The sequence below is a fragment of the Vibrio sp. YQ_11 genome (assembly GCF_043103065.1).
Lineage (GTDB): Bacteria > Pseudomonadota > Gammaproteobacteria > Enterobacterales > Vibrionaceae > Vibrio > Vibrio parahaemolyticus.
The window spans coordinates 76,712-99,728 of the sequence record NZ_JBICJM010000010.1 but is presented as its reverse complement, the minus strand read 5'-3'; the positions used below and the strand labels follow the sequence as shown (position 1 = coordinate 99,728).

The window sequence follows — 23,017 nt, the reverse complement described above, 5'->3', positions numbered from 1 at the left end:
TGGTGTCGAAAACTTGAGTTGGCGAATGCTACCGAAAAGTGTGATTAAGTTCAAGAATGATACGGATAATGAACCACAAATGTGATCCGTCGTTGATATTAATATGACCAATTACGCTAGACCGAGAACAAACAAAAAAGGCCACCTTTCGGTGGCCTTTTGATTCTAGCTTTCAGGCTATCGCAATGTATTCAAACTTAGTTGAAGTTTGGCTTTGTCATTGCTGCAGAGGCGCGGTTTGTTGCCACTTGGCTACCAGCACCTTTAGCTTGGTAGCGTTCAGCTTTAAACGGCGCTGCGGCTACTTCGATTTCACGTAGTTCTTGAGGACCAGGTGCTTTTGTCATTGGTGCGCTAGCTCGTGGCTTAGCAACAACGTTGATAACTTCAGCTTTCATCTCTGGCGCTGCTACTGGAGTTTCAACGGCAACTTCTGTTGCTGCTTCTTCCACAGTTTCTGCAACGACTGGCTCTTGAACCGGAGCTTCTTCAACAACTGTTTCTGTTGTTGCTTCCGCAACAGGTGCTTCAGCCACTTCAACGATCGGCTCTACAGGAGCTTGATCAACCGCTACTGGCTCTGCCTTTTCAGGCGCTACAGCTTCAACAATCGGTGATTCAGCTTTAGCTTCTACTGTTTCTTGAACTTTAGGTTCAACAACAGGTGCTTCAGCTACCGCTGGTTGCTCACGACGGATGATGACTTTACCCATTGCCATTTCAGGGCAAGCAAAACCACCTTGCATAGCAGGTGCAGTTGCAATTGCCACAACCGCTTCTTCCTGAACTCGCTCTTCCTTCTTAGGCGCTGGTTTTGGAATGTAACGTGGCATCACTTTACCCATTGCCATCTCAGGAGATGCTACACCGCCTTTGCGCAGACGGAATGGGTTAGGACGACGATCACGACCACGACGACGACGTTGACCACTTGCTCGTAGGTGACGAGGAGAACGACGGTTACGACGTTGTTTCGATTCACCTTGCTTGTTGTCTTGCTGTGCGTCTGCTGCTGTATCAACGGCTTGATCTACTTGAGACTCAACAGGTTCAATTGCTTTCACTGCTGTTTCTTCTACTTGCTCATCGGCAAGTTGATCTTTAACACGAACAGATTTGTTCAGTTTGCGACGTTGACGGCGCTCTTTGACTTTCTCTGTTTTCGCGTTTGCTTTCGCTTTATTCTCTTCAGGCTTCACTTCTGAGCGAGCTTCAGCCGCAAGTTGTAAGCCTTTTTCCGCTACTTTCGCGTTTGCTTTCGGCTCTTGAGCTTTTTCAGCTTGTTGAGGTTTTGGCTTACGCTTCTGGCTACGGTTTGGTTGCTGTTTGTTTGCAGGCTGTTGAGCTTCGTTTTGCTCATTTGCTTGCTCTTCACGAGGCTTACGGCGACGACGGTTATCACGGTTTTCACGACCTTCGCGGTTATCGCGTTGGTTGCTACGACGACGGTCGTTGCGATCGCGTTTGTTGCGCTTGTTGTCGCGGTTTGATTTCTTCTCTTCTTGTTTTGGTTCTTCTTTTACTTCTTCAGAACCACCAAATAGGAAGCTACCTAGTGCTTTAAACAAACGGCTGAATAGGCCAGGTTTTGCTTCTTGCTCTACTTCTTTCTTCTTCGCTACCGGCGCAGGTTTAGAAACAGGAGCTGGAGCGGTTTGAGCTGGCGCTGCAAAGCCCTTAAGAACTGGCTCTTCGATTCGCTTAGGTTTGATGTCTGTTTCAGAAGGTTCTTTACCTTCTGCTTCTTTCATTGCTTCCAACTTCTTAGGAAGTAGGTAAGAAATTAAATCAAACTCTTCACCTTCGCGTACGCGAATTACTTCAAAGTGCGGTGTTTCCATGTCTGAGTTAGGAACAACCGTAATTTTCACTTCTTGAATTCGTTCGATATGGTTAACCGAGCGACGTTTTTCGTTCAATAGGTAAGATGCGATTGGCACTGGTACTACAGCCAATACTTGAGCTGTGTTGTCTTTTAGTGCTTCTTCTTCAATCAAACGAAGAACAGAAAGTGCTAGAGATTCGTTGTCACGAACAACCCCTGTGCCGCTACAGCGAGGACAGATGTGGTGGCTTGCTTCTGCAAGAGAAGGGCTCAATCGTTGACGAGACATCTCTAGAAGACCAAAGCGTGAGATACGACCGATTTGTACGCGAGCACGATCTAGTCGAACAGCTTCACGTAGGCGGTTTTCTACTTCACGTTGGTGGCGTACTGGTGTCATATCGATAAAGTCGATAACCACTAGACCACCTAGGTCGCGTAGACGCAATTGACGAGCGATCTCGTCTGCTGCTTCTAGGTTGGTATTAAGTGCTGTTTCCTCGATATCACCACCCTTAGTTGCACGAGCAGAGTTGATATCGATAGAAGTCAGAGCTTCCGTTGGGTCGATTACGATAGAACCACCAGATGGTAGGCGCACTTCACGTTGGAAAGCCGATTCAATTTGGCTCTCGATTTGGTAGTGGCTAAACAGCGGCACTTCGCCTTCGTACTTCTTAACGCGGTTGATGAAATCTGGGCGAACCAATTGAATGTGCTCTTTCGCACGTTCATAAATGGTGTTGCTGTCGATAAGGATTTCACCAATATCACGACGCAAATAGTCACGAATTGCACGAACGATAACGTTACTTTCTTGGTGGATTAAGAATGGGGCAGGGTTAGAGTCTGCCGCGCCTTTAATCGCGCTCCAATGGTTCAGTAGTACGTTCAAGTCCCACTCAAGTTCTTCTGCGCTCTTACCAACGCCAGCAGTACGAACAATCAGACCCATGCCTTGAGGCAGTTCTAGAGTGCTTAATGCTGCTTTTAGTTGAGTACGCTCATCACCTTCGATACGGCGAGAAATACCGCCTGCACGAGGGTTGTTTGGCATAAGAACAAGGTAGCTACCCGCAAGAGAAATAAACGTGGTTAGAGCTGCGCCCTTGCTACCACGTTCTTCTTTTTCTACCTGTACGATTACTTCTTGGCCCTCAGTCAGCACTTCTTTAATGCTTGGACGGCCTTGGTAGGTATAACCTTCAGGGAAGTATTCGCGGGCAATTTCTTTAAGAGGGAGGAAACCGTGACGCTCAGCACCGTAATCAACAAATGCGGCTTCTAAGCTTGGTTCAATACGTGTGATACGTCCTTTGTAGATATTCGCTTTTTTAGATTCATGTCCTGGACTCTCGATATCAAGATCGAAAAGTCGCTGGCCATCAACCAGAGCGACACGCAACTCTTCTTTTTGAGTTGCGTTAATTAACATTCTTTTCATTGAAAATTCTCGTTGTCTTTTCTTTTATATCTTTCTTGTCGACTTGCCACGTTTTTTTCGCTGTTTCACGGTGCCTGATCCCATGGCTAATATTTTGCAGCCTCCCGGCTGGAAGGGGATGCTCTGGGGCACTTCAGTCATCACAAATCTATTTTGGTTTCTGTTAGAAACGTAGACTTGTAACCCGCTATTTGGGCGGTAGGTACTCAACGTGAATATGCGAGGAGTAGGGTGGCAAGAGTGTTGAATTCAATGTGTCTTACGCCAATGCAGCACCTGAGCTTCAACCTTCTACTCACATTGCTTGAGGACAAATGATTGGTAGTGAATAAAATATAACCAAACCTTCCTTAGCAGCTGTGAACTATAGCAGTGCGCGTGGATATCAGCAATCTGCTTTAGCGCAAACGATGGAAAATTTGCCGCTAAACTCAAATTTTCCAATTTATAACTGGCTGTTAAATAAGCGATTGAATCACGTAAACTTCCAAAGACAGAAAACAAAACCCGAACAAGGGAAAGGGTTTTAATAATCTAAACAAAAGGTTGGCGTATTTCGGAGCAGATTCTCGCAACAAGTGTTTCTTTTGCAGCAAGAATAATGTGAAGTCACGCGGATTTACGTTTACAATAGCGCGTATGAGCGAGATAAGAACACAAGTCCAGTTCGTTGATATCGACGAAGACATGGCGGGTCAACGCATTGATAACTTCTTGCGTAACCAATTAAAAGACATTCCAAAGAGCATGATTTATCGAATCGTGCGTAAGGGTGAAGTGCGCGTGAACAAAAAGCGCATCAAAGCCGAATATAAACTAAAAGCTGGCGACCTAGTCCGAATTCCACCTGTAACGGTTGAGAAAAAGGAAGAGGATGTCGCACCAAGCACGAAACTTAATAAGGTTGCTGAACTAGAACATATGATCATTTATGAAGATGATCATATGCTGATTCTGAACAAACCGTCTGGTACAGCAGTGCATGGTGGTAGTGGCTTGAAGTTTGGTGCAATTGAAGCATTAAGGGCATTGCGTCCACAGGCACGCTTCCTCGAATTGGTTCACCGTATTGACAGAGATACCTCAGGTATTTTACTGGTTGCTAAAAAGCGCTCGGCGCTTCGCCATTTGCAAGCGCAGTTCCGTGAGAAAACGGTGAAGAAGTTTTACTTCGCCTTAGTAATGGGGCAATGGAAAAGCAGCTGTAAAGTTGTGAACGCACCTCTACTTAAAAATGAAGTGAACAGTATTGTACGAGTGAACCCAAACGGTAAGCCATCGGAAACGCGTTTCAAAATTCTTGAGAAATTTGAGCAAGCGACGTTGATTCAAGCCAGCCCAATTACGGGGCGTACTCACCAAATTCGTGTGCATACTCAGTACACCGGACATCCTATCGCATGGGATGATCGTTACGGAGATAGACGTTTTGATGCCTATACTGGTCAACTTGGATTGGACCGTTTGTTTTTGCATGCCGCGAACATTAAGTTTCAACATCCGTCTAATGATGAATGGATGGAAATTAATGCTCCGATGGAATCCAAACTAGAGAAAGTGCTTGTTGGATTAAGAAAGGCAAACTGAACGCATTTACTATAAACAAAGGGAGCTCTAGCTCCCTTTTTGCATTTCACTTATATATTAGGTTTCAAATGATGAGTAGAGGCGTTGATTAAACTTACAAGATCTCGAAACCTTGCTTTTGCAGCATATCAATCAAATCAATCAGAGGCAGGCCAACGAGAGTGTTTGGATCTTTGCCGACTAACTTTTCGAACAAACAAATTCCCATCCCTTCGCTTTTGAAGCTGCCAGCACAGTAAAACGGTTCTTCTCTGTCGACGTAACGTTCAATTTGTTCACGGTTTAAGTTTCTAAAATGTACTTCAAAAGTGTCGTAGCCAACTTCAGTCAGATTCGTCACCGAGTTATAAACCGCCAGTCCGGTATAGAAAGTGATGGCTTTACCACTTTGAGCAAGTAATTGATTGATAGCATTTTCACGATTTAGAGGTTTGCCAACGATTTTTCCATCAATTACGCAAACTTGATCGCTGCCGATGACCAAACTTGGTTTATTAATAGAGCAAGAGGTTGCTTTGTTTACGGCTAAGCGCTGCACTAGATCCAGAGGAGTTTCACTCTCATACGGCGTTTCATCGCAGTCAGGAGATAAACAAATGAACGGGACTGAAAGCTTTTCAAGCAGTTGTTGACGAAAAGGGGAGGTTGAGGCTAAAACCAGTTGGTAATTTTTCATTTTGAATTACAATTCACGCAAGCATTTCCAATAGGATAATCGATCAAAATTGATTATGGCTAATGCTCTGTATGTTAAGCGTAAAAAAGTACAACTTTTTTGCCTTTTTCTTTGACTAATTTTGATTTGGAAGATAATATTCGCGCCCTATGCAAAAGGTAAAAATACCGCGAACGGTTGATCCAGCAAAGTCCGCACAGAAACGATTAGATTACGATGGCATCATCCAAGCTAGTCTTTTCAAGCGCTTAGCGGAAGCAACTGAAGGCGTAAAACGCGACGCAGAAGTCTCATTGTCATTTGAGATAGATGAACAGCGACTTGTTGTTATCTCTGGTAAAGCTAACATCGAAGTCGAATTAGAGTGTCAGCGTTGTAATGAGGTATTCACACACGCGTGTGAAGTTGAATTCCTTTACACTCCTTACTACGGTGAGAAGACGGAAGAGGAAGCACCAGAAATTTATGATTTGGTAGATCTAAATGAGTACGGTGAATTAGACCTTATACAACTGGTTGAAGACGAGTTCATCTTAGCATTACCTCAAATTGCGATGCACGATGAAGCGGATTGTAGCGTTGATTCAAATAACATGGTTTTTGGTGAGCTTCCTGAAGAAATTGAGGAAAAGAAACCGAATCCATTCGACGTTTTGAAAAATCTGAAAAAGTAACTGGTGTGGTAGCCGCTTCTTCTTTAGGTTTTTAACCCAATAGTATAGGAGTAGGGTCAATGGCCGTACAGAAAAACCGTAAAACTCGTTCTAAGCGCGGTATGCGTCGTTCACACGATGCGCTAACTACAGCTGCACTATCTGTAGACGCGACTTCTGGTGAAACTCACCTACGCCACAACGTAACTGCTGAAGGTTACTACCGTGGTCAAAAGGTTATCAACAAGTAAGGTTGAACCTTTGCAAAGTATTACCGTTGCACTTGATGCAATGGGCGGGGATTTCGGTCCACGCGTAACAGTGCCTGCCGCCGTGCAGGCACTGTCTCATTTCCCAGAGCTAAAAGTGATTCTTATAGGTGATCAAAGCCTGATCACATCTCAATTATCTCAACTCGGTACCTCTACCAGTTCCCGCTTGACTATTCTTCATAGCGAGAAAGTTATCTCGAACTCAGAAAAACCGTCTTTAGCATTACGCAATAGCCAAAACAGTTCTATGCGTATGGCAATTGATCTGGTTTCTGACCAAGAAGCGGATGCTTGTGTAAGTGGCGGCAACACCGGCGCATTAATGGCGCTGTCGCGATTTATCCTCAAGTTGCTTCCCGGTATAGAGCGGCCTGCTTTAGTTTCAGCTTTACCCACCATCAGTGGCAAACGTACTTGGATGTTAGATCTTGGTGCGAATGTGTCTTGTGACGCAGACAGTCTGTTTCAGTTTGCCGTGATGGGCAGTGCATTAGCAGAAGAACACCTATGTCGTCCTCCTCGCGTTGCTGTACTTAATATTGGTGCAGAAGAAATTAAAGGGAACGATTTAGTTAAACGCTGTGCAGAAATGCTTTCTCAAACCGACGCTATCAATTTTGTTGGTTATATTGAAGGTAATCAAATTTTGCATGACGTAGCCGATGTCATCGTTTGTGATGGATTTGTTGGCAACGTATGCTTAAAAGCCAGCGAGGGAACAGCACAACTTTTTATCGAAAAACTAAAAACCAGCATGATGGCATCGACGATAAAGGGTTGGATTGCTAGAAAGTTGTTTTCTCGGCTATTTAATGAACTAAAAACACTGAACCCCGACCAGTATAACGGCGCAAGTTTGCTAGGATTGCGCGGCATTGTCATAAAAAGCCATGGAAGTGCGGATGTATCTGCGATTGTCAATGCACTTGGCGAGGCAGTACACGAGGTCAAACGACAAGTACCAAGCCGTATTAGCGATCGTTTGGAAGCGGTTTTACTCGAGAGGCATTATTAGTCTTCATGTATAGCAAAATTTTAGGTACTGGCAGCTACCTGCCATCTCAAGTGCGTACTAACGCAGACCTAGAGAAAATGGTAGATACAAGTGATGAGTGGATCGTAGCTCGTACTGGTATTAAAGAGCGTCGAATTGCAGCAGAAGACGAAACTGTTGCGGACATGGCATTCTACGCAGCTGAAAACGCTATCGATATGGCCGGCATTGATAAAAATGATATCGACCTAATTATCGTTGCTACCACGAGCAGTAGCCATACTTTCCCTTCATCTGCGTGTCAGGTGCAGGCAAAGCTTGGCATTAAAGGTTGTCCGGCTTTCGACTTAGCCGCTGCTTGTTCTGGTTTTGTGTACGCATTGTCTGTTGCGGATCAACATATCAAATCAGGTATGTGTAAAAACGTATTGGTGATTGGTGCAGATGCACTATCTAAAACGTGTGATCCAACTGACCGTTCAACGATCATTTTGTTTGGTGACGGTGCGGGTGCAGTTGTTGTTGGTGTAAGCCAAGAGCCTGGCATTATCTCTACGCATATCTACGCGGATGGCCAATTTGGTGATTTATTAAGTCTACCTGTACCAGAGCGTGGTAAAGATGTTGATAAATGGCTTCATATGGCTGGTAACGAAGTATTCAAAGTTGCGGTAACTCAACTGTCTAAACTCGTTAAAGATACGCTTGAAGCAAACGATATGCACAAGTCTGAGCTAGACTGGCTAGTGCCGCACCAAGCGAACTACCGTATTATTTCAGCGACGGCGAAAAAACTGTCAATGTCACTAGACCAAGTTGTTGTCACATTAGACAGGCACGGTAACACGTCGGCAGCGACAGTTCCGACGGCGCTTGATGAAGCGGTTCGTGATGGCCGTATTAAGCGTGGACAAACGTTGCTACTTGAAGCTTTCGGTGGCGGTTTCACATGGGGCTCTGCTCTGGTGAAATTCTAAGTTTCGCGAGAATTCAAAATTTAAGGTGCACTCACGTGCATCTTATTTCTTTTTACATTGCTTAAAGGAAAACAACATGAGCAAGTTTGCTATCGTATTTCCAGGTCAAGGTTCTCAAGCTGTAGGTATGCTTGCTGATCTAGGCGAACAATATGACGTAGTAAAACAAACATTTGCAGAAGCATCTGACGCACTAGGTTACGATCTATGGGCGCTTGTTCAAAATGGCCCTGCTGAAGATCTAAACCAAACTTTCCGTACTCAGCCTGCATTGCTTGCTTCTTCTGTCGCTATTTGGCGCGTATGGCAAGAGCTTGGTCTAGAACAACCAGCAAACCTAGCGGGTCACAGTCTCGGTGAATACTCAGCGCTTGTGTGCGCTGGCGTGATTGACTTTAAAGAAGCAATCAAATTGGTTGAACTACGTGGCAAGCTAATGCAAGAAGCGGTTCCTGCGGGTACTGGCGCAATGTATGCAATCATCGGTCTAGATGATGATGCGATTGCAAAGGCGTGTGAAGAAGCAGCGCAAGGCGATGTCGTTTCTCCAGTAAACTTCAATTCTCCTGGTCAAGTTGTTATCGCAGGTAGTAAAGATGCAGTAGAGCGCGCTGGTGCACTGTGTAAAGAAGCTGGCGCGAAACGTGCTCTTCCTCTTCCTGTGTCAGTGCCTTCACACTGCGCGTTAATGAAACCAGCAGCAGATAAACTAGCAGTAGCGCTAGAGTCTATCGAATTCAACACACCACAACTTCCAGTTATCAATAACGTTGATGTGGCAGCTGAAACTGACCCTGCAAAAATCAAAGACGCGCTTGTTCGTCAGCTATACAGCCCAGTTCGTTGGACTGAAAGCGTACAGCTAATGAGTGAACAAGGTGTAGAAAACCTTCTTGAACTTGGCCCGGGCAAAGTTCTGACAGGTCTAACAAAACGTATCGTGAAAACACTAAGTGCAGCAGCAGTTAACGATGTGGCGTCGTTAGAAGCCGCTAAATAATTCTTTCACGATAAGAAAAGGAAAACACAACATGATGAATCTAGAAGGTAAAATCGCTCTAGTGACTGGCGCAAGCCGTGGCATTGGTCGTGCGATTGCTGAGCTTCTTGTTGAACGCGGTGCCACCGTTATTGGTACCGCAACGTCTGAAGGCGGCGCGGCTGCGATCAGCGAATACCTAGGCGAAAATGGTAAAGGTTTAGCGCTTAACGTCACTGACGTTGAGTCTATCGAAGCAACACTAAAAACCATTAACGATGAGTTTGGTGCGATCGATATTCTAGTGAATAACGCAGGTATCACTCGCGATAACCTACTAATGCGCATGAAAGACGATGAGTGGAACGACATCATCAACACAAACCTGACGCCTATTTACCGTATGTCTAAAGCGGTTCTGCGTGGCATGATGAAAAAACGCGCGGGTCGTATCATCAACGTAGGTTCTGTTGTAGGCACTATGGGTAATGCGGGTCAAACTAACTACGCAGCAGCAAAAGCGGGCGTGATTGGTTTTACTAAATCAATGGCTCGTGAAGTGGCTTCTCGTGGCGTAACGGTTAACACAGTTGCACCTGGTTTCATCGAAACAGACATGACTAAGGCGCTAAATGACGACCAACGTGCAGCAACGTTGGCGAACGTGCCAGCTGGTCGCTTGGGTGATCCTCGTGAAATTGCATCAGCAGTAGTTTTCCTAGCTTCACCTGAAGCCGCTTACATTACTGGTGAAACTTTGCATGTAAATGGTGGCATGTACATGGTTTAATGCACAGTTCGTGCAAATTTAGCTATTTTACATTGTGAAAAATAGCCTATAGTTGCAATTAACTGTCATGAACTTGTCATGCTTATGCGCAAGATTTGTGCATGATTTAAGTCAAAAATGTATTGAAATTCGGTTAAATTCGCTAATTTTGTGGTTTGACCAGCAAGGACCCCCTTGCAACTTTCAATAGTTCGAATAAACTACGGAATCATCGCATTAGGCGAAATCTGTAAAGGAAAAGAAAAATGAGCAACATCGAAGAACGCGTAAAGAAAATCATTGTTGAACAGCTAGGTGTAGACGAAGCAGAAGTTAAAAACGAAGCTTCTTTCGTTGATGATCTAGGTGCTGATTCTCTAGACACTGTAGAACTAGTTATGGCTCTAGAAGAGGAATTCGACACTGAGATTCCTGATGAAGAAGCTGAGAAGATCACTACTGTTCAAGCTGCAATCGACTACGTAAACAGCGCTCAGTAATTATCTCTCCCAGGCGGTCTCCTAGACCGCCTGTGTTCTTTCTAACTTCTTCTATCCTCTCATAGAAATATTCAATTCCCGGAGAATTATATCGTGTCCAAGCGTCGTGTAGTTGTCACTGGCATGGGTATGTTGTCACCGGTAGGCAACACAGTAGAATCATCTTGGAAAGCCCTGCTTGAAGGTAAAAGCGGTATCGTAAATATCGAACACTTCGATACTACGAACTTCTCAACTCGTTTTGCAGGTCTTGTTAAAGATTTCGATTGCACAGAGTACATGTCTAAAAAAGATGCTCGTAAAATGGATCTATTCATCCAGTACGGCATTGCAGCGGGTATCCAAGCGCTAGATGACTCTGGCTTACAAATTACCGAAGAAAACGCGCCTCGAGTTGGTGTTGCAATCGGCTCAGGTATTGGCGGCCTAGACCTCATTGAAACTGGTCACTCAGCACTGGTTGAGAAAGGTCCTCGCAAAGTTAGCCCATTTTTTGTTCCTTCGACCATCGTAAACATGGTTGCGGGTAACCTGTCTATCATGCGTGGTCTTCGTGGTCCAAACATCGCGATCTCTACTGCATGTACTACAGGTCTACATAACATTGGCCACGCTGCTCGTATGATTGCATACGGTGATGCAGACGCGATGGTTGCTGGTGGTGCAGAGAAAGCTTCTACGCCTCTTGGTATGGCTGGCTTCGGTGCTGCTAAAGCACTTTCTACTCGCAATGACGAACCTCAAAAGGCATCTCGCCCATGGGATAAAGGCCGAGACGGCTTCGTTCTAGGTGATGGTGCTGGCGTGATGGTTCTTGAAGAATACGAACATGCGAAAGTACGTGGCGCTAAGATTTACGCAGAGCTAGTTGGCTTTGGTATGTCTGGCGATGCTTACCACATGACTTCACCAAGTGAAGATGGTTCAGGTGGTGCGTTAGCAATGGAAGCAGCAATGCGTGATGCGAACATCACGGGTACTCAAGTAGGTTACGTGAATGCTCACGGTACATCTACTCCTGCTGGCGACGTTGCTGAAATCAAGGGTGTGAAACGTGCTCTTGGTGAAGAAGGCGCAAAACAAGTTCTTGTTTCTTCAACTAAGTCAATGACTGGTCACCTATTGGGTGCTGCTGGTTCAGTTGAAGCTATCATCACGATTATGTCTTTGGTTGACCAAATCGTTCCACCAACGATTAACCTTGATGATCCAGAAGAAGGTCTAGACATTGACCTTGTGCCACACACTGCGCGCAAAGTTGAAGGTATGGAATACGCAATCTGTAACTCGTTTGGCTTTGGTGGTACAAACGGTTCTTTGATCTTCAAAAAGTTCGCTGAGTAAAAATCTCTAATAAGGTTTTAAGACCGCGAAACTTGTATTCTAACGGCTCGATGCTTAGCATTGAGCCGTTTTCTTTTATTTGTCGTCTGTAACCTAAGGGTGTTCTAATGTTTTGGGTAAATGGAGTTCCACAAACACAGGTTTCATTAGGTGATCGCTCTTTTCAATATGGAGACGGTTGCTTTACTACTATCCAGACTAAAAACGGCGAGCTAGAGTATTGGCAAGCGCATGTTGAACGTTTGGAAGCATGTCTCAAAACACTTCATATTCCTTTACCTGACTGGAGTATAGTTTCCGAGTGGGCTCACTTGGCTACCCTGAAAGATGAACACGCTGGAATCAAAATTCACATTAGCCGCGGAATCGGTGGAAGAGGGTATGGCACTAAGGGCATTGAGGGCCCAATGGTGACCATCTCGAACTTTGCATTTCCTGTCCATTATGTCGACTGGCAACAAAATGGGGTGAATCTGGGGGTATGCGAAACCCGTCTCGGAATTCAGCCTTTGCTCGCAGGGCATAAACACAACAATCGCTTAGAACAAGTGCTTGCGAAAGCTGAAATTGAGCACTCTAACTTTGCCGATGCAGTGACGTTAAATGTGCAAAATCATGTCATTGAAACTACAATGGCAAACCTTTTTTGGGTTAAAGATAACAAGGTTTATACGCCTAGCTTAAATTCGTCTGGCGTCGCAGGCGTGATGCGTCGTAAGGTGCTTGAGTTTTTCGAGGCCAATAATACCGAAGTTGAAGTAGGGGACTTTTCTCTGATGGAACTGCTTTCTGCGGATGAAGTATGGATGTGCAACTCACTACTAGGTGTTGCTCCTGTCACGAGCATTACAGCCTCTAATAACCACAAAACTGTCTTTCCGATAGGAAAACTGACTCAACGACTGCAAGGGAATTTAAATACGTGATTAAAAAACTGTTGGCTTTTGTTGTGCTGATCGCTGTGATAAGCGCAGCAGGGTTTTTTTACGTTGTTTCACAAACAAAGCAATACGTTAACTCGCCAATTTTAATTGAGCAACCTCAACTGTTCACTGTCGAAAACGGCACAAGCTTTCATCGTGTAATGCGCGATTTGGTGAAAGAGAACATCATAAAAGCGTCTGATTACACTCGCTTAATGCCCCATCTTTACCCAGAGCTTCTTCAAGTGCGAGCAGGCACTTACCAACTTGAGCCAAATGTATCGCTTTACGAGGCGTTAGAGCTACTCAATACAGGCAAAGAACATCAATTTGCCATCACGTTTGTTGAAGGTAGTCGTTTTTCTGAGTGGTTAGAGCTACTTCAAAGCGCACCTTATGTTCAACACGACCTTTCAGGGTTGTCAGAAAAAGAGATGGCACAGAAGCTTGGTATTGAACGTGATAAGCTTGAAGGCTTGTTTTTGGCTGAAACGTACCACTACACCGCTGGTGCGAGCGAAAGTCAGTTGCTAAAGCGTGCACATTCCAAATTAAATAAAATACTGGATGCGAACTGGGACGCTCGTCAGGAGAAGCTGCCTCTCAAAGACAAGTATGAAGCGCTGATCCTTGCCTCTATTATCGAAAAAGAAACGGCGATTGATTCAGAACGCGAACGTGTTGCTTCTGTGTTTGTTAACCGTTTGAATAAACGTATGCGACTTCAAACGGATCCGACCGTTATCTACGGGATGGGGGATGCTTACGATGGTAACATCCGTAAGAAAGACCTACGCACCCCAACACCATACAATACCTACGTTATTAATGGTTTGCCGCCGACACCTATTGCAATGGCCGGAGAAGCCTCTATTGAAGCTGCACTAAACCCAGAAAGCAGTGATTACTTATATTTTGTAGCAAGTGGGACGGGCGGACACGTTTTCTCGAAATCACTTGCTGAGCACAATCGTGCTGTTCGAGCCTATTTAAGAGAACTAAGAAAGAACAAATGATGAAAGCAAACTTTATTGTCGTAGAGGGCCTTGAAGGCGCAGGGAAAAGCACTGCGATTAAAACGGTTTTAGACACGCTCAAACAAGCGGGAATCGAAAACATCGTTAACACGCGTGAACCTGGTGGGACACCTCTTGCCGAGAAAATGCGCGCTTTAGTCAAGGAAGAGCATGAAGGCGAAGAGTTGAAAGACATGACAGAGTTGCTTCTGTTGTACGCCGCGCGTGTTCAACTGGTTGAGAATGTGATTAAGCCAGCGCTTGCAAACGGACAATGGGTTGTTGGCGATCGCCATGACTTGTCATCACAAGCTTACCAAGGTGGTGGCCGTCAAATTGATGCGTCACTCATGAAAAACCTACGTGACACTACGTTGGGTGACTTTAAGCCCGCATTTACACTTTATATGGATATCGACCCTTGTATCGGTCTTGAGCGCGCTCGTGGTCGTGGCGAGCTAGACCGTATTGAAAAGATGGATATCAGCTTCTTCGAGCGCACTCGTGAGCGTTATTTGGAAATCGCCAATGCTGATCCGTCAATTGTTGTGATCAATGCAGAACAATCGATTGAAGAAGTGTCTCGTGATATTCAAGACGCCTTGAACGAATGGTTGTCTCGCCAGTAAGTAAAAAGCGAATATAGGTTACGCATGTTTAATGATTTTCCTTGGCTAAAGCCAGCATGGGAGAACCTCAAATCTGGGTTGGATTCAGATCGAATTTCTGGAGCTTTATTGCTGCAAAGTGATAAAGGCTTGGCAGTAGAAAAGCTTGTTGAGTTTTTTAGTCATGCACTTCTTTGTCAAAACTACAGCAGTGAAGCTTGCGGTTTTTGCCATAGCTGTCAACTGACGAAATCTCAAAGCCATCCAGATTTGCACTGGATTAAGCCAGAGAAAGAAGGCAAGGCGATTACGGTTGACCAAATTCGCGCTTGCAATCGTCTAGCTCATGAATCTTCTCAGCTGAATGGTTACCGTTTGTTTGTGATTGAGCCAGCCGATGCGATGAATGAATCCGCTTCTAATGCGCTATTAAAAACGCTGGAAGAACCGGGCGAAAAATGTTTGTTTTTGCTGGTCACTCATAATCAAGAAAGATTGCTACCGACGATTCGTAGCCGATGCCAGCATTGGGTTGTGACGCCGCCTTCAACCGATCAAGCTATGCAGTGGATAGGGGAGCAAGGCTTGTCTCAAGTACCGGCTTTCGCGTTGAAACTGAATATGGGTTCTCCATTAAAAACGCTTGAATCGTTGAAAAATGGTGAGCTAGAGGAGTATTCGGCTTTCGAACGTTGTTTGGTTGAAACACTGTTATCTCCGACGTCTGATGTATCCAAATGTGCATCGTTAATGGCAAAAAATCCAGACCAAGCGCTGGATTGGGCATGGTTGTTATTGACGGATGCTCAGAAGGCGCAGTTTGGTGTCGTAGACGAAGGCATACTGCCTGGTGCTGCAAAATTTCAGCACCATCATTACGATGGGTTGTATGCATCAACAAAGAAACTCATGGAGCTCAAAGCGCAAATGCAAACCTTTCCGGGTTTGAACCTTGAGCTACTATCAATGAACTGGTTAATTGAATCACGAGAGGCATTATGTTCGTAGATTCGCACTGTCATTTAGACAAATTGAATTACGATGATCTTCATATCAATATTAAAGACGTTATTAACAAAGCAAAGCAAGCTAACGTAAAAGAGCTGCTATCTGTAGGTGTTACGTTAGACTCATTTCCTAATATGTTGGAGATGATCGAACCTTACGAGAATGTGTACGCTTCTTGTGGTGTTCACCCATTGGATGTTGAGAGTGCGTTTTCCATGGAGACGTTGCGTCGCCATGCTAGCCACGAAAGAGTCGTTGCTATTGGCGAAACTGGATTGGACTACCATTACAAACCAGAAACAGCGGCACTTCAAAAAGAGCGTTTTGAACAGCAGGTTGAGTTGGCGGTTGAACTGAACAAGCCGCTTATTATTCACACCCGCAATGCGCGTGAAGATACATTGGACATTTTACGTAATGGTGGCGCGGAGAAATGTGGTGGTGTCATTCATTGTTTTACTGAAGATCTTCCCTTTGCCGAAGCTGCTATGGATTTGGGTTTTTATATCTCGATTTCAGGTATTGTAACTTTTCGTCAAGCAACCGAGTTGAAAGAAGTGGTGAAAGCGTTGCCATTAGAGCAACTGCTGATTGAGACCGACTCACCATACTTGGCTCCAATTCCTCATCGAGGAAAAGAGAACCAACCTGCTTATGTTGTCGAGGTTGCCGCGTATATTGCGCAACTTAAGTCATGTGCACTGTCTGAAGTTGCGCATAAAACCACCGAAAACTTCCGAAATCTTTTTTTGCGATAAAAAATGACATCCGGTATTAAAAAGGAGCGAAAGCTCCTTTTTTTGTTTACAAATACGTCAGATGTACTCTTCATTTTAATGTTTACGAAAAATGTTGATTCAATAACATTCAAATTTTACAAATGTAATTTTGTTACTAAAAATAACATTGTTCTGTATTTTATTTACGCCTTAAAATTAATAATATAAATAATAAAACCTTTATAAAACAGTAATATAGGTTAAATGCAAACCTTTTCATTGACCGTTTTTGGGTGTGATCTAAGACTTGTTTTGAAACTAAATTTCGTAACTGTGTGGAAAGTTTGAGGGTCATCAATATATATTTAGAGCCGGAAAATATAATGCAGTTGTGGTTACATTTTCATTGGGTGCTAACCTTTAGGCTACGGGGGTGTGCCGTTAGTGCCCAAATAATACTTATAAATTTATCAGGAGCATAAACATGTTTAAGAACCTTTTTGCTAACCTGCAAAAAGTTGGTAAGGCGCTGATGCTTCCAGTATCAGTTTTACCAGTTGCAGGTATTTTACTAGGTGTTGGTGCTGCCCACCTAAGCTTTATTCCAGAGATCGTTTCTAACCTTATGGAACAAGCTGGTGGTTCAGTATTCGGCCAAATGGCACTTCTATTCGCTGTAGGTGTTGCACTAGGCTTCACAAACAACGATGGTGTAGCTGGTCTAGCTGCAATTGTTGGTTACGGCATCATGACTGCAACACTAGGTGTTATGGCTGGCGTAATGGGCGTTGAAAAAATCGATACAGGTGTACTAGGTGGTATCCTTGTCGGTGGTGTTGCTGCTTGGGCATTCAACCGTTTCTTCAAAATTCAACTTCCAGAATACCTTGGCTTCTTTGCTGGTAAGCGTGCAGTGCCAATCATCACTGGTTTTGCAGCGATCATCCTTGGTGTAATTCTTTCTGTAATTTGGCCACCAATCGGCGGTGCAATCTCTGCATTCTCTGACTGGGCTGCGCACCAAAACCCACAACTAGCATTCGGTATCTACGGTGTTGTTGAGCGTTCACTAATCCCATTCGGTCTACACCACGTTTGGAACGTACCTTTCTTCTTCGAAGCTGGTACTTGTGTTAACGCAGCAGGCGAAACTCAACACGGCGTTCTAACTTGTTACCTAGTTGCTGATGAAGCATCTCGTGCTGCTGGTAATGGCTTCGGTCAGCTAGCGGGTGGTTACATGTTCAAGATGTTCGGTCTACCAGCTGCAGCAATCGCGATTGCTCACTGTGCTAAACCTGAAAACCGCGCGAAAGTAATGGGTATCATGGCGTCAGCTGCTCTGACTTCATTCCTAACAGGTATTACTGAGCCAATCGAATTCTCATTCCTATTCGTTGCTCCTGTTCTATACGGTATCCACGCTCTACTAGCTGGTTCTGCATACATCGTTGCTAACACTCTAGGCTTTGTACACGGTACATCTTTCTCTCACGGTCTGATCGACTTCCTAGTTCTATCTGGTAACGCTCAGAAGATGGGTCTGATGATCGCTGTTGGTCTAGTTTACGCAGTAATCTACTACGTAGTGTTCCGTGCAGTAATCACAGCTCTTGACCTAAAAACTCCTGGTCGTGAAGATGAAACTGAAGAAGCTGCGGCGACTTCTAGTTCAGACATGGCAGGTGAGCTAGTTGCAGCATTCGGCGGCAAAGCAAACATCACTGGTCTAGACGCATGTATCACTCGTCTACGTGTTGCTGTTGCAGATACTGCTGCGGTTGACCAAGACAAACTAAAACAACTTGGCGCTGCTGGTGTTGTAGTTGTTGCAGGTGGTGTTCAGGCTATCTTCGGTACTAAGTCTGACAACCTAAAAACTGAAATGGATGAGTGGATTCGTAACCACGGTTAATCCCCAACATTCATTGTTTTGAAAGGAGGCTAAGGCCTCCTTTTTTGTGTTTTGGATATCGCTGAATAACTTATTATCTATTGCCTGCCTGACTTTCTTGCCTATATTTTTTGCCTATTGGTTTCATAAGTACGACCTAGGCTCACCTTATTGAACCTTGTGATCTCAAACTCATCTTTACTTTTGTCGGCTTTTTCGTACAAACCGTTTACTCACTGATGACATAACAAATATTGAACATGTTTGAATTATGCACGATGTTTTTTAAGAATTGATAACGTGTATGAAGAATAAAATTATCTTAGCTGTGGGTCTTATTTCTAGCTCGGCAATGGCGGCTAACGAGCCTGCTAATCTGTCTGTCGGTATGGCAGTAGACCAGCAATTGAGCGTGGTTGTGGAAGTTGATAACAAGTATCGAGGTATCATTGGCAACGATGGCATGGCGTTCGACTATATCGCGAAGCGTGGTGCGTTTGACCAGAATATGCCAATCACTTGGTATGTCGGGGTTGGTGGCTGGTATGAGTGGGATGACGAATTTGGTATTCGTGTTCCACTTGGCGTGAACTGGGACCTATCGAAAGGGTGGGACGTTTATGCGCAGATCCATCCTGAGCTCGATTTCTATAAAGGCCCTGACTTACAGTTGGGTGGGGCAGTTGGTGTGAAATACAGCTTCTAGCTCTCAAATAAAAAATGCCGGCATAGATGCCGGCATTTTGTGTCTGATTAAGACGGAATTTCAATCTTACTGTTTGTTCATCGCACGTTTAATGCAGATAGCTGCACCGCCCCAAGTGATGCCCAAACCAAGAACCATCATAATGATTGCGCTAACGGTCATTTTACTGCCTCCTTGCGGTTTGCTGCGTTGATAAGTAAGCCAAAGATAAAGAGTGCGGCAATGATTGCCCAACCTAGAGTTAGATCGTAGCCACCATAGCCTTCTGTAAATAGAGCATAAAGCTTAGTTGCCAAGATGATTGCTAACATGATTGGTGTGACAAAGCGTAAACAAATCTCAAACCATTGACCGATAGAGAAGTCAGAACGCTCATTCACGTAGCCGCGTACTTCTGGTACACGATTTAGCAACCAAGCCATCAATACGATTTCAATCAAGCCACCAACCATAATACCAACGTTGTTTGCAAAGTGATCGACTAAGTCTAGTAGCAGTAGGCCACCGTTGGTCGCAAATGCCATCGACACAACAAAGCCAGTACCGATTACCACATTTGCTGCTTTCTTACGGCTCCACTTTAACTTATCAATAATGGCTGACGTCACTGCTTCCATAATCGAGATGTGTGAACTTAGACCGGCCACAACAAGCGCAAAGAAGAACAGCGGGCCAAGAATGTAAGGCGCTGGCAATAGGTTAATTGCCGCAGGTAACGTCACAAAGGCAAGGCCTACGCCAGCAGAGACAACTTCTGTTAGTGGTTTACCTTGCTCTTGAGCCATGTAACCCAATACAGAGAAGATCATGATACCTGCAAGGATAGAGAAACCACAGTTGATCAGTACGGTCATAAAGGCGTTGTTTGTGATGTCAGACTTCTCAGGCAAGTAGCTTGAGTAGGCCAACATGATTGCAAAGCCGATACTTAGGGTAAAGAAGATTTGACCATACGCGGCAGCCCATACTTTTACGTCCCAAATCTTGCTGAAATCGGGTTCGAACATATAGTTCACACCATCGAGTGCACCGGGTAGGAATACCATGCGACCGATCAGAAATAGAACCATCAAGAATAGGATTGGCATCATGATTTTTGATGCGCGTTCGATGCCGGACTTAACGCCACTTGCAATGGCAATGTAAGTAACAGCCCAAGCAATGGTCATCGCTATAGCAATTTTCCATTGAATACCGCCTAAGTTTGTTGGTGAGTTATCACCTAACTTTAGGTATTCGCTAAAGAAAAACGCGTTAGTGTCGGTTCCCCAACTTTGAGTAAACGACATACCAAAGTAAGAGATAGACCAACCAATTACCGCAACATAGTAAACGGCAATAACAGCAGCAACGCCAACTTGGAACCAGCCAAGCCATTCAAACTTCGAATGGATTTTTGCTAGTGTTTTCGGTGCTGAACCACGGTATTTTTGTCCCATACTGAACTCAAGGATCATGAATGGGATACCGGCAGTGATCATGGCAAAAAGGTAAGGAATAAAAAATGCGCCGCCACCGTTTTCGTAAGCCATGTATGGGAAACGCCAAATGTTACCCAATCCGATGGCTGACCCGACTGCTGCTAAGATGAATCCTGCACGGGATCCCCATTGTTCTCGCTTCATATCTGACTCCTATACGACTCCCTAAGGAATGAAGCTCTCTCAGTTGATCAGCAATCCCTGCTAAATTGTTAAAAGAAAGGACAACTGTTATCCGTCAGTTTTATGATCCTAAATTCTAACTTGTTATTAATTTGCAGAGTTATGTTTTGCCTAACATAAGAGAAGTTAGAGATTAACTCTTATTATGTTGATGTGTGTTTGATAAAACTGAAATATTTATCTGTTTTCGTTATTCAGACTAACTTCTAATAATACAGAGCGCAATAGATTCTAAATGTTAACGGTAGTGTTTTGTGTGGTTTTAATGTTGTTAAATAGTGAGAAAATAGGTGATCTGAAAGGTTGGTTAGGCGGTTTAGTGAAATAAATGACTGCTATATTGCCATTTGAAAGGTCTTATGGACTATTTTTATCATTTAGGGCGTACGACTATCTTTTGCACACCCTATAGATAATGTTCCGGTTAATTTACCTCAGTTAAAAGCGAAAACTAAAGCCTACGTTTGACTGAAATTGGTTCATCCAATCAGTATCGAATTTGATGATGCAGCTTGAACCATCAGATGGCAAAGTGCATGCACCAGATGTGTCATTATCTACGACCGTACCTAACCAGCGTACTTGTGCCGTTAGAGCAAAGTTTTTTGAAAATGCGTACTCTAACCCAGCAAAAGCACTGGCAGAAAAACCGTATTTTTTATCAGCCCAGTCGACGTCGGTGTAAGACCCGCCAACCCCCAACCCTACATAGCTTTGCCAACCTTCAGCGAGGGGATAGTAAATACTGCTTTGGAATTGTAAATAATGGATATCGGCGGAGTTCGACAACTCTTTGAGCTCTGTCGGTTGTGCAGAATAGAAAAGGCCGATTTTTCCCATTTCAAAAGGTGTTTCTATTGATAAGGCGTAACTGAGGGCAGGGTCTATGTCATAGGTGTTTTTGTTTTCATCTTCGACTTGCCCGCCGCCAGTAAAGCCAATAAATGGGGTTACGATAACATTTGCTTGTGCGCTCAATGCGCAGCTCATTAACATGCCCCCAACTAGCCAACTGAGTTTATTCTTCATGTCCTATCTCCTTATTATGACTAAGCTAATTGTGATGGCTTAGTCAAAATCGCGCGACTAAATTAACCAAATCTTGAACATGTTTCACACTGGTGTTATTAATTTGTTACAGCTCAAGGAGGCGTTTATGGAACACGATCTAAAATCCGCACTAATCATTGTCGTCAGTGTTTTCGCAGTGCTTTTGTCGTTCGGAATTATTGCGATTACGACGGCCTAACAATAAGCATCAGAAAACTGGCGTGAGCCGATGATACGTAACAGCGGTATAATCACCGAAAGCCATACAGAGCTCGATATAGAAGTTTATGAGCACTTTAGACATGGCAAAACTGCTCTAGTCACACAAGGAGGAGGGCAGCGAGGGATTTTTACCGCTGGAGTGTTGGATGCACTACTCCTTTCTAATTTCGATCCTTTCGATGAGTTTTACGGCACTTCTGCCGGTGCTCTAAACCTTTGCTCGTATTTATGTCGTCAACATGGCATGGGTAAAGCGTTCATTACCGAACTGACTACTTCTCCTGAGTTTTTTAATCTTTTCCGCTACATTCGTAAGCAACAATACTTGAGTCTTGAGTGGGCGCTAGAAAGAATCCAAGATTTTCCTTACAAACTTGATCTCGATTTAGGGCGTAAGACCTTGGCTGGAAGAGGAGCGTTTGCAGCCGTTACGAACGTGGAAAATTTATCCGATCAGTATTTGCCGATTCTTGGGGACGATTGGTTCCACACCATGCTAGCCACTTGTGCGATTCCTAAGTTGTACCATGGCCCTGTCGATGTAAATGGGCAAAAGTTTGTGGATGGTGGTGTTTCCGCCTCGATTCCGGTTCAAGAAGCGTGGCGACAAAATGCGCGCAACATTATTGTGATTCGCACAGAACCCTTCTCTGAGATAGAGGCGAGGGCGCAAAGTGAAATCGGAGACGTGCCAGTAGAATGGTATCGCGAATCCATAAACTCGGTGCAGCAATCTTGGCAACAAAAAGTCAGCCAGTGGAAGTCTGACTGGACGTCTTTCTTCCAACAAAAAATTAATACTGCGCACCAGTCTAAGTTAACTGGGAAAATGCTTCTCAACGGTGGTCGTTGGTTATTTGGGGCTGATAATTTGTATCGATTAAGCCATTTGATTGGTGAGAATTTTGATTCTGGCTTGGCCGATATGCTGATGATTCACTATCAGACCTTTGAGCTAACGCAGGCGTTTTTATCAAACCCACCGGACGACACGTTTATTTTGCAAATTGCGCCCAAAGAGGGCTTGAAATCTTCTTCACTCCTGAGTGAACCAGAAGCGTTAGAGCATGATTATCAATTGGGCTTGCAAGCCGGGTTTAATCTGGTTCAGTTGTACGATCAACTGAATATGGATCTTGAAGGTCGAGAAAGCGCTTGAGCTAGCGTAAGTCACCTAAGCGATAAAC

At 44.3% G+C, this 23,017-nt stretch carries 23 protein-coding genes; 18 read left to right on the top strand and 5 right to left on the bottom strand.

Going from position 1 to position 23,017, the window contains the following annotated elements; all coding sequences use genetic code 11:
• Nucleotides 1-197: 197 nt before the first annotated feature.
• Entirely contained in the window at nt 198-3,269 is a 3,072-nt protein-coding gene (gene rne, locus ACF8EG_RS07615; protein WP_069504686.1) for a ribonuclease E, read from the bottom strand.
• Nucleotides 3,270-3,908: 639 nt separating this feature from the next.
• Here rne and rluC point away from each other — a divergent pair.
• On the top strand, nt 3,909-4,856 hold the full coding sequence (gene rluC, locus ACF8EG_RS07610) for a 23S rRNA pseudouridine(955/2504/2580) synthase RluC (RefSeq protein WP_005461586.1): 948 nt from the start codon (nt 3,909-3,911) through the stop codon (nt 4,854-4,856).
• 94 nt (nt 4,857-4,950) lie between these two features.
• On the opposite strand, the gene ACF8EG_RS07605 is transcribed toward rluC, so the two are convergent.
• Nucleotides 4,951-5,532, bottom strand: coding sequence for a nucleoside triphosphate pyrophosphatase (locus tag ACF8EG_RS07605; RefSeq protein WP_005494552.1), 582 nt, complete (start codon nt 5,530-5,532; stop codon nt 4,951-4,953).
• Nucleotides 5,533-5,681: 149 nt separating this feature from the next.
• On the opposite strand from ACF8EG_RS07605, the gene yceD reads away from it, so the two are divergent.
• From yceD to ACF8EG_RS07530, 15 genes are all read left to right on the top strand, one after another.
• On the top strand, nt 5,682-6,206 hold the full coding sequence (gene yceD, locus ACF8EG_RS07600) for a 23S rRNA accumulation protein YceD (protein WP_005461584.1): 525 nt from the start codon (nt 5,682-5,684) through the stop codon (nt 6,204-6,206).
• A 59-nt stretch (nt 6,207-6,265) separates the two neighbouring features.
• Nucleotides 6,266-6,436: a 50S ribosomal protein L32 gene (gene rpmF, locus ACF8EG_RS07595; protein WP_005396978.1), complete on the top strand. Its 171-nt coding sequence runs from the start codon at nt 6,266-6,268 to the stop codon at nt 6,434-6,436.
• A 10-nt stretch (nt 6,437-6,446) separates the two neighbouring features.
• On the top strand, nt 6,447-7,472 hold the full coding sequence (gene plsX / locus ACF8EG_RS07590) for a phosphate acyltransferase PlsX (protein ID WP_005490633.1): 1,026 nt from the start codon (nt 6,447-6,449) through the stop codon (nt 7,470-7,472).
• A 5-nt stretch (nt 7,473-7,477) separates the two neighbouring features.
• Nucleotides 7,478-8,428, top strand: coding sequence for a beta-ketoacyl-ACP synthase III (locus tag ACF8EG_RS07585; RefSeq protein WP_069490072.1), 951 nt, complete (start codon nt 7,478-7,480; stop codon nt 8,426-8,428).
• 76 nt (nt 8,429-8,504) lie between these two features.
• Complete coding sequence (fabD, locus tag ACF8EG_RS07580) at nt 8,505-9,428, top strand: ACP S-malonyltransferase (RefSeq protein ID WP_015297035.1); 924 nt, start codon at nt 8,505-8,507, stop codon at nt 9,426-9,428.
• A gap of 34 nt (nt 9,429-9,462) precedes the next feature.
• Nucleotides 9,463-10,197 (top strand): 3-oxoacyl-ACP reductase FabG, encoded by a 735-nt coding sequence (gene fabG / locus ACF8EG_RS07575; protein ID WP_005494558.1) that lies wholly within the window; start codon nt 9,463-9,465, stop codon nt 10,195-10,197.
• A gap of 245 nt (nt 10,198-10,442) precedes the next feature.
• Nucleotides 10,443-10,676, top strand: a complete 234-nt coding sequence (gene acpP / locus ACF8EG_RS07570; protein ID WP_004406112.1) for an acyl carrier protein — start codon at nt 10,443-10,445, stop codon at nt 10,674-10,676.
• Nucleotides 10,677-10,769: 93 nt separating this feature from the next.
• The gene (fabF, locus tag ACF8EG_RS07565; RefSeq protein ID WP_069504684.1) at nt 10,770-12,020 is read left to right on the top strand and encodes a beta-ketoacyl-ACP synthase II; all 1,251 of its coding nucleotides are present in this window, start codon (nt 10,770-10,772) and stop codon (nt 12,018-12,020) included.
• 107 nt (nt 12,021-12,127) lie between these two features.
• The gene (gene pabC / locus ACF8EG_RS07560) at nt 12,128-12,946 is read left to right on the top strand and encodes an aminodeoxychorismate lyase (protein WP_069504682.1); all 819 of its coding nucleotides are present in this window, start codon (nt 12,128-12,130) and stop codon (nt 12,944-12,946) included.
• Nucleotides 12,943-13,959 carry an endolytic transglycosylase MltG gene (mltG, locus tag ACF8EG_RS07555; protein WP_031853727.1) on the top strand — a complete coding sequence of 339 codons (1,017 nt, stop codon included), beginning with the start codon at nt 12,943-12,945 and terminating at the stop codon, nt 13,957-13,959. The genes pabC and mltG overlap by 4 nt, the downstream gene beginning before the upstream one ends.
• Complete coding sequence (gene tmk, locus ACF8EG_RS07550; protein WP_020841031.1) at nt 13,956-14,588, top strand: dTMP kinase; 633 nt, start codon at nt 13,956-13,958, stop codon at nt 14,586-14,588. Before mltG ends, tmk begins: the two co-directional genes overlap by 4 nt.
• Nucleotides 14,589-14,612: 24 nt before the next feature.
• The gene (locus ACF8EG_RS07545; protein ID WP_069504680.1) at nt 14,613-15,575 is read left to right on the top strand and encodes a DNA polymerase III subunit delta'; all 963 of its coding nucleotides are present in this window, start codon (nt 14,613-14,615) and stop codon (nt 15,573-15,575) included.
• Nucleotides 15,566-16,333, top strand: a complete 768-nt coding sequence (locus ACF8EG_RS07540; RefSeq protein ID WP_069504677.1) for a TatD family hydrolase — start codon at nt 15,566-15,568, stop codon at nt 16,331-16,333. The genes ACF8EG_RS07545 and ACF8EG_RS07540 overlap by 10 nt, the downstream gene beginning before the upstream one ends.
• Before the next feature lie 445 nt (nt 16,334-16,778).
• The gene (ptsG, locus tag ACF8EG_RS07535) at nt 16,779-18,209 is read left to right on the top strand and encodes a PTS glucose transporter subunit IIBC (protein ID WP_005453963.1); all 1,431 of its coding nucleotides are present in this window, start codon (nt 16,779-16,781) and stop codon (nt 18,207-18,209) included.
• A gap of 283 nt (nt 18,210-18,492) precedes the next feature.
• The gene (locus tag ACF8EG_RS07530; RefSeq protein WP_031781943.1) at nt 18,493-18,894 is read left to right on the top strand and encodes a hypothetical protein; all 402 of its coding nucleotides are present in this window, start codon (nt 18,493-18,495) and stop codon (nt 18,892-18,894) included.
• Between the two features lie 66 nt (nt 18,895-18,960).
• On the opposite strand, the gene ACF8EG_RS07525 is transcribed toward ACF8EG_RS07530, so the two are convergent.
• From ACF8EG_RS07525 to ACF8EG_RS07515, 3 genes are all read right to left on the bottom strand, one after another.
• Nucleotides 18,961-19,056: a MetS family NSS transporter small subunit gene (locus ACF8EG_RS07525; protein WP_005494570.1), complete on the bottom strand. Its 96-nt coding sequence runs from the start codon at nt 19,054-19,056 to the stop codon at nt 18,961-18,963.
• Nucleotides 19,053-20,519 carry a sodium-dependent transporter gene (locus tag ACF8EG_RS07520; protein WP_005453956.1) on the bottom strand — a complete coding sequence of 489 codons (1,467 nt, stop codon included), beginning with the start codon at nt 20,517-20,519 and terminating at the stop codon, nt 19,053-19,055. Before ACF8EG_RS07520 ends, ACF8EG_RS07525 begins: the two co-directional genes overlap by 4 nt.
• A 477-nt stretch (nt 20,520-20,996) precedes the next feature.
• Nucleotides 20,997-21,587 carry an outer membrane beta-barrel protein gene (locus ACF8EG_RS07515; RefSeq protein ID WP_005494573.1) on the bottom strand — a complete coding sequence of 197 codons (591 nt, stop codon included), beginning with the start codon at nt 21,585-21,587 and terminating at the stop codon, nt 20,997-20,999.
• A gap of 127 nt (nt 21,588-21,714) precedes the next feature.
• Between ACF8EG_RS07515 and ACF8EG_RS07510 the strand changes: the two genes are divergently transcribed.
• Together ACF8EG_RS07510 and ACF8EG_RS07505 are read left to right on the top strand one after the other, a co-directional pair.
• The gene (locus tag ACF8EG_RS07510) at nt 21,715-21,807 is read left to right on the top strand and encodes a YnhF family membrane protein (protein WP_005494575.1); all 93 of its coding nucleotides are present in this window, start codon (nt 21,715-21,717) and stop codon (nt 21,805-21,807) included.
• Between the two features lie 30 nt (nt 21,808-21,837).
• Nucleotides 21,838-22,989: a patatin family protein gene (locus tag ACF8EG_RS07505; RefSeq protein WP_005453952.1), complete on the top strand. Its 1,152-nt coding sequence runs from the start codon at nt 21,838-21,840 to the stop codon at nt 22,987-22,989.
• Nucleotides 22,990-23,017: the final 28 nt, after the last annotated feature.

Excerpts from the sequence above, each read along its gene's own strand:
- rpmF (WP_005396978.1), top strand. The coding sequence starts at position 6,266 with ATGGCCGTACAGAAAAACCGTAAAACTCGTTCTAAGCGCGGTATGCGT.
- ACF8EG_RS07530 (WP_031781943.1), top strand. The coding sequence starts at position 18,493 with ATGAAGAATAAAATTATCTTAGCTGTGGGTCTTATTTCTAGCTCGGCA.
- ACF8EG_RS07505 (WP_005453952.1), top strand. The coding sequence starts at position 21,838 with ATGATACGTAACAGCGGTATAATCACCGAAAGCCATACAGAGCTCGAT.
- ACF8EG_RS07585 (WP_069490072.1), top strand. The coding sequence starts at position 7,478 with ATGTATAGCAAAATTTTAGGTACTGGCAGCTACCTGCCATCTCAAGTG.
- tmk (WP_020841031.1), top strand. The coding sequence starts at position 13,956 with ATGATGAAAGCAAACTTTATTGTCGTAGAGGGCCTTGAAGGCGCAGGG.
- ptsG (WP_005453963.1), top strand. The coding sequence starts at position 16,779 with ATGTTTAAGAACCTTTTTGCTAACCTGCAAAAAGTTGGTAAGGCGCTG.
- rluC (WP_005461586.1), top strand. The coding sequence starts at position 3,909 with ATGAGCGAGATAAGAACACAAGTCCAGTTCGTTGATATCGACGAAGAC.
- ACF8EG_RS07525 (WP_005494570.1), bottom strand. The coding sequence starts at position 19,056 with ATGACCGTTAGCGCAATCATTATGATGGTTCTTGGTTTGGGCATCACT.
- ACF8EG_RS07605 (WP_005494552.1), bottom strand. The coding sequence starts at position 5,532 with ATGAAAAATTACCAACTGGTTTTAGCCTCAACCTCCCCTTTTCGTCAA.
- ACF8EG_RS07540 (WP_069504677.1), top strand. The coding sequence starts at position 15,566 with ATGTTCGTAGATTCGCACTGTCATTTAGACAAATTGAATTACGATGAT.
- pabC (WP_069504682.1), top strand. The coding sequence starts at position 12,128 with ATGTTTTGGGTAAATGGAGTTCCACAAACACAGGTTTCATTAGGTGAT.
- yceD (WP_005461584.1), top strand. The coding sequence starts at position 5,682 with ATGCAAAAGGTAAAAATACCGCGAACGGTTGATCCAGCAAAGTCCGCA.
- ACF8EG_RS07545 (WP_069504680.1), top strand. The coding sequence starts at position 14,613 with ATGTTTAATGATTTTCCTTGGCTAAAGCCAGCATGGGAGAACCTCAAA.
- rne (WP_069504686.1), bottom strand. The coding sequence starts at position 3,269 with ATGAAAAGAATGTTAATTAACGCAACTCAAAAAGAAGAGTTGCGTGTC.
- fabD (WP_015297035.1), top strand. The coding sequence starts at position 8,505 with ATGAGCAAGTTTGCTATCGTATTTCCAGGTCAAGGTTCTCAAGCTGTA.
- ACF8EG_RS07510 (WP_005494575.1), top strand. The coding sequence starts at position 21,715 with ATGGAACACGATCTAAAATCCGCACTAATCATTGTCGTCAGTGTTTTC.
- ACF8EG_RS07520 (WP_005453956.1), bottom strand. The coding sequence starts at position 20,519 with ATGAAGCGAGAACAATGGGGATCCCGTGCAGGATTCATCTTAGCAGCA.
- fabG (WP_005494558.1), top strand. The coding sequence starts at position 9,463 with ATGAATCTAGAAGGTAAAATCGCTCTAGTGACTGGCGCAAGCCGTGGC.
- ACF8EG_RS07515 (WP_005494573.1), bottom strand. The coding sequence starts at position 21,587 with ATGAAGAATAAACTCAGTTGGCTAGTTGGGGGCATGTTAATGAGCTGC.
- acpP (WP_004406112.1), top strand. The coding sequence starts at position 10,443 with ATGAGCAACATCGAAGAACGCGTAAAGAAAATCATTGTTGAACAGCTA.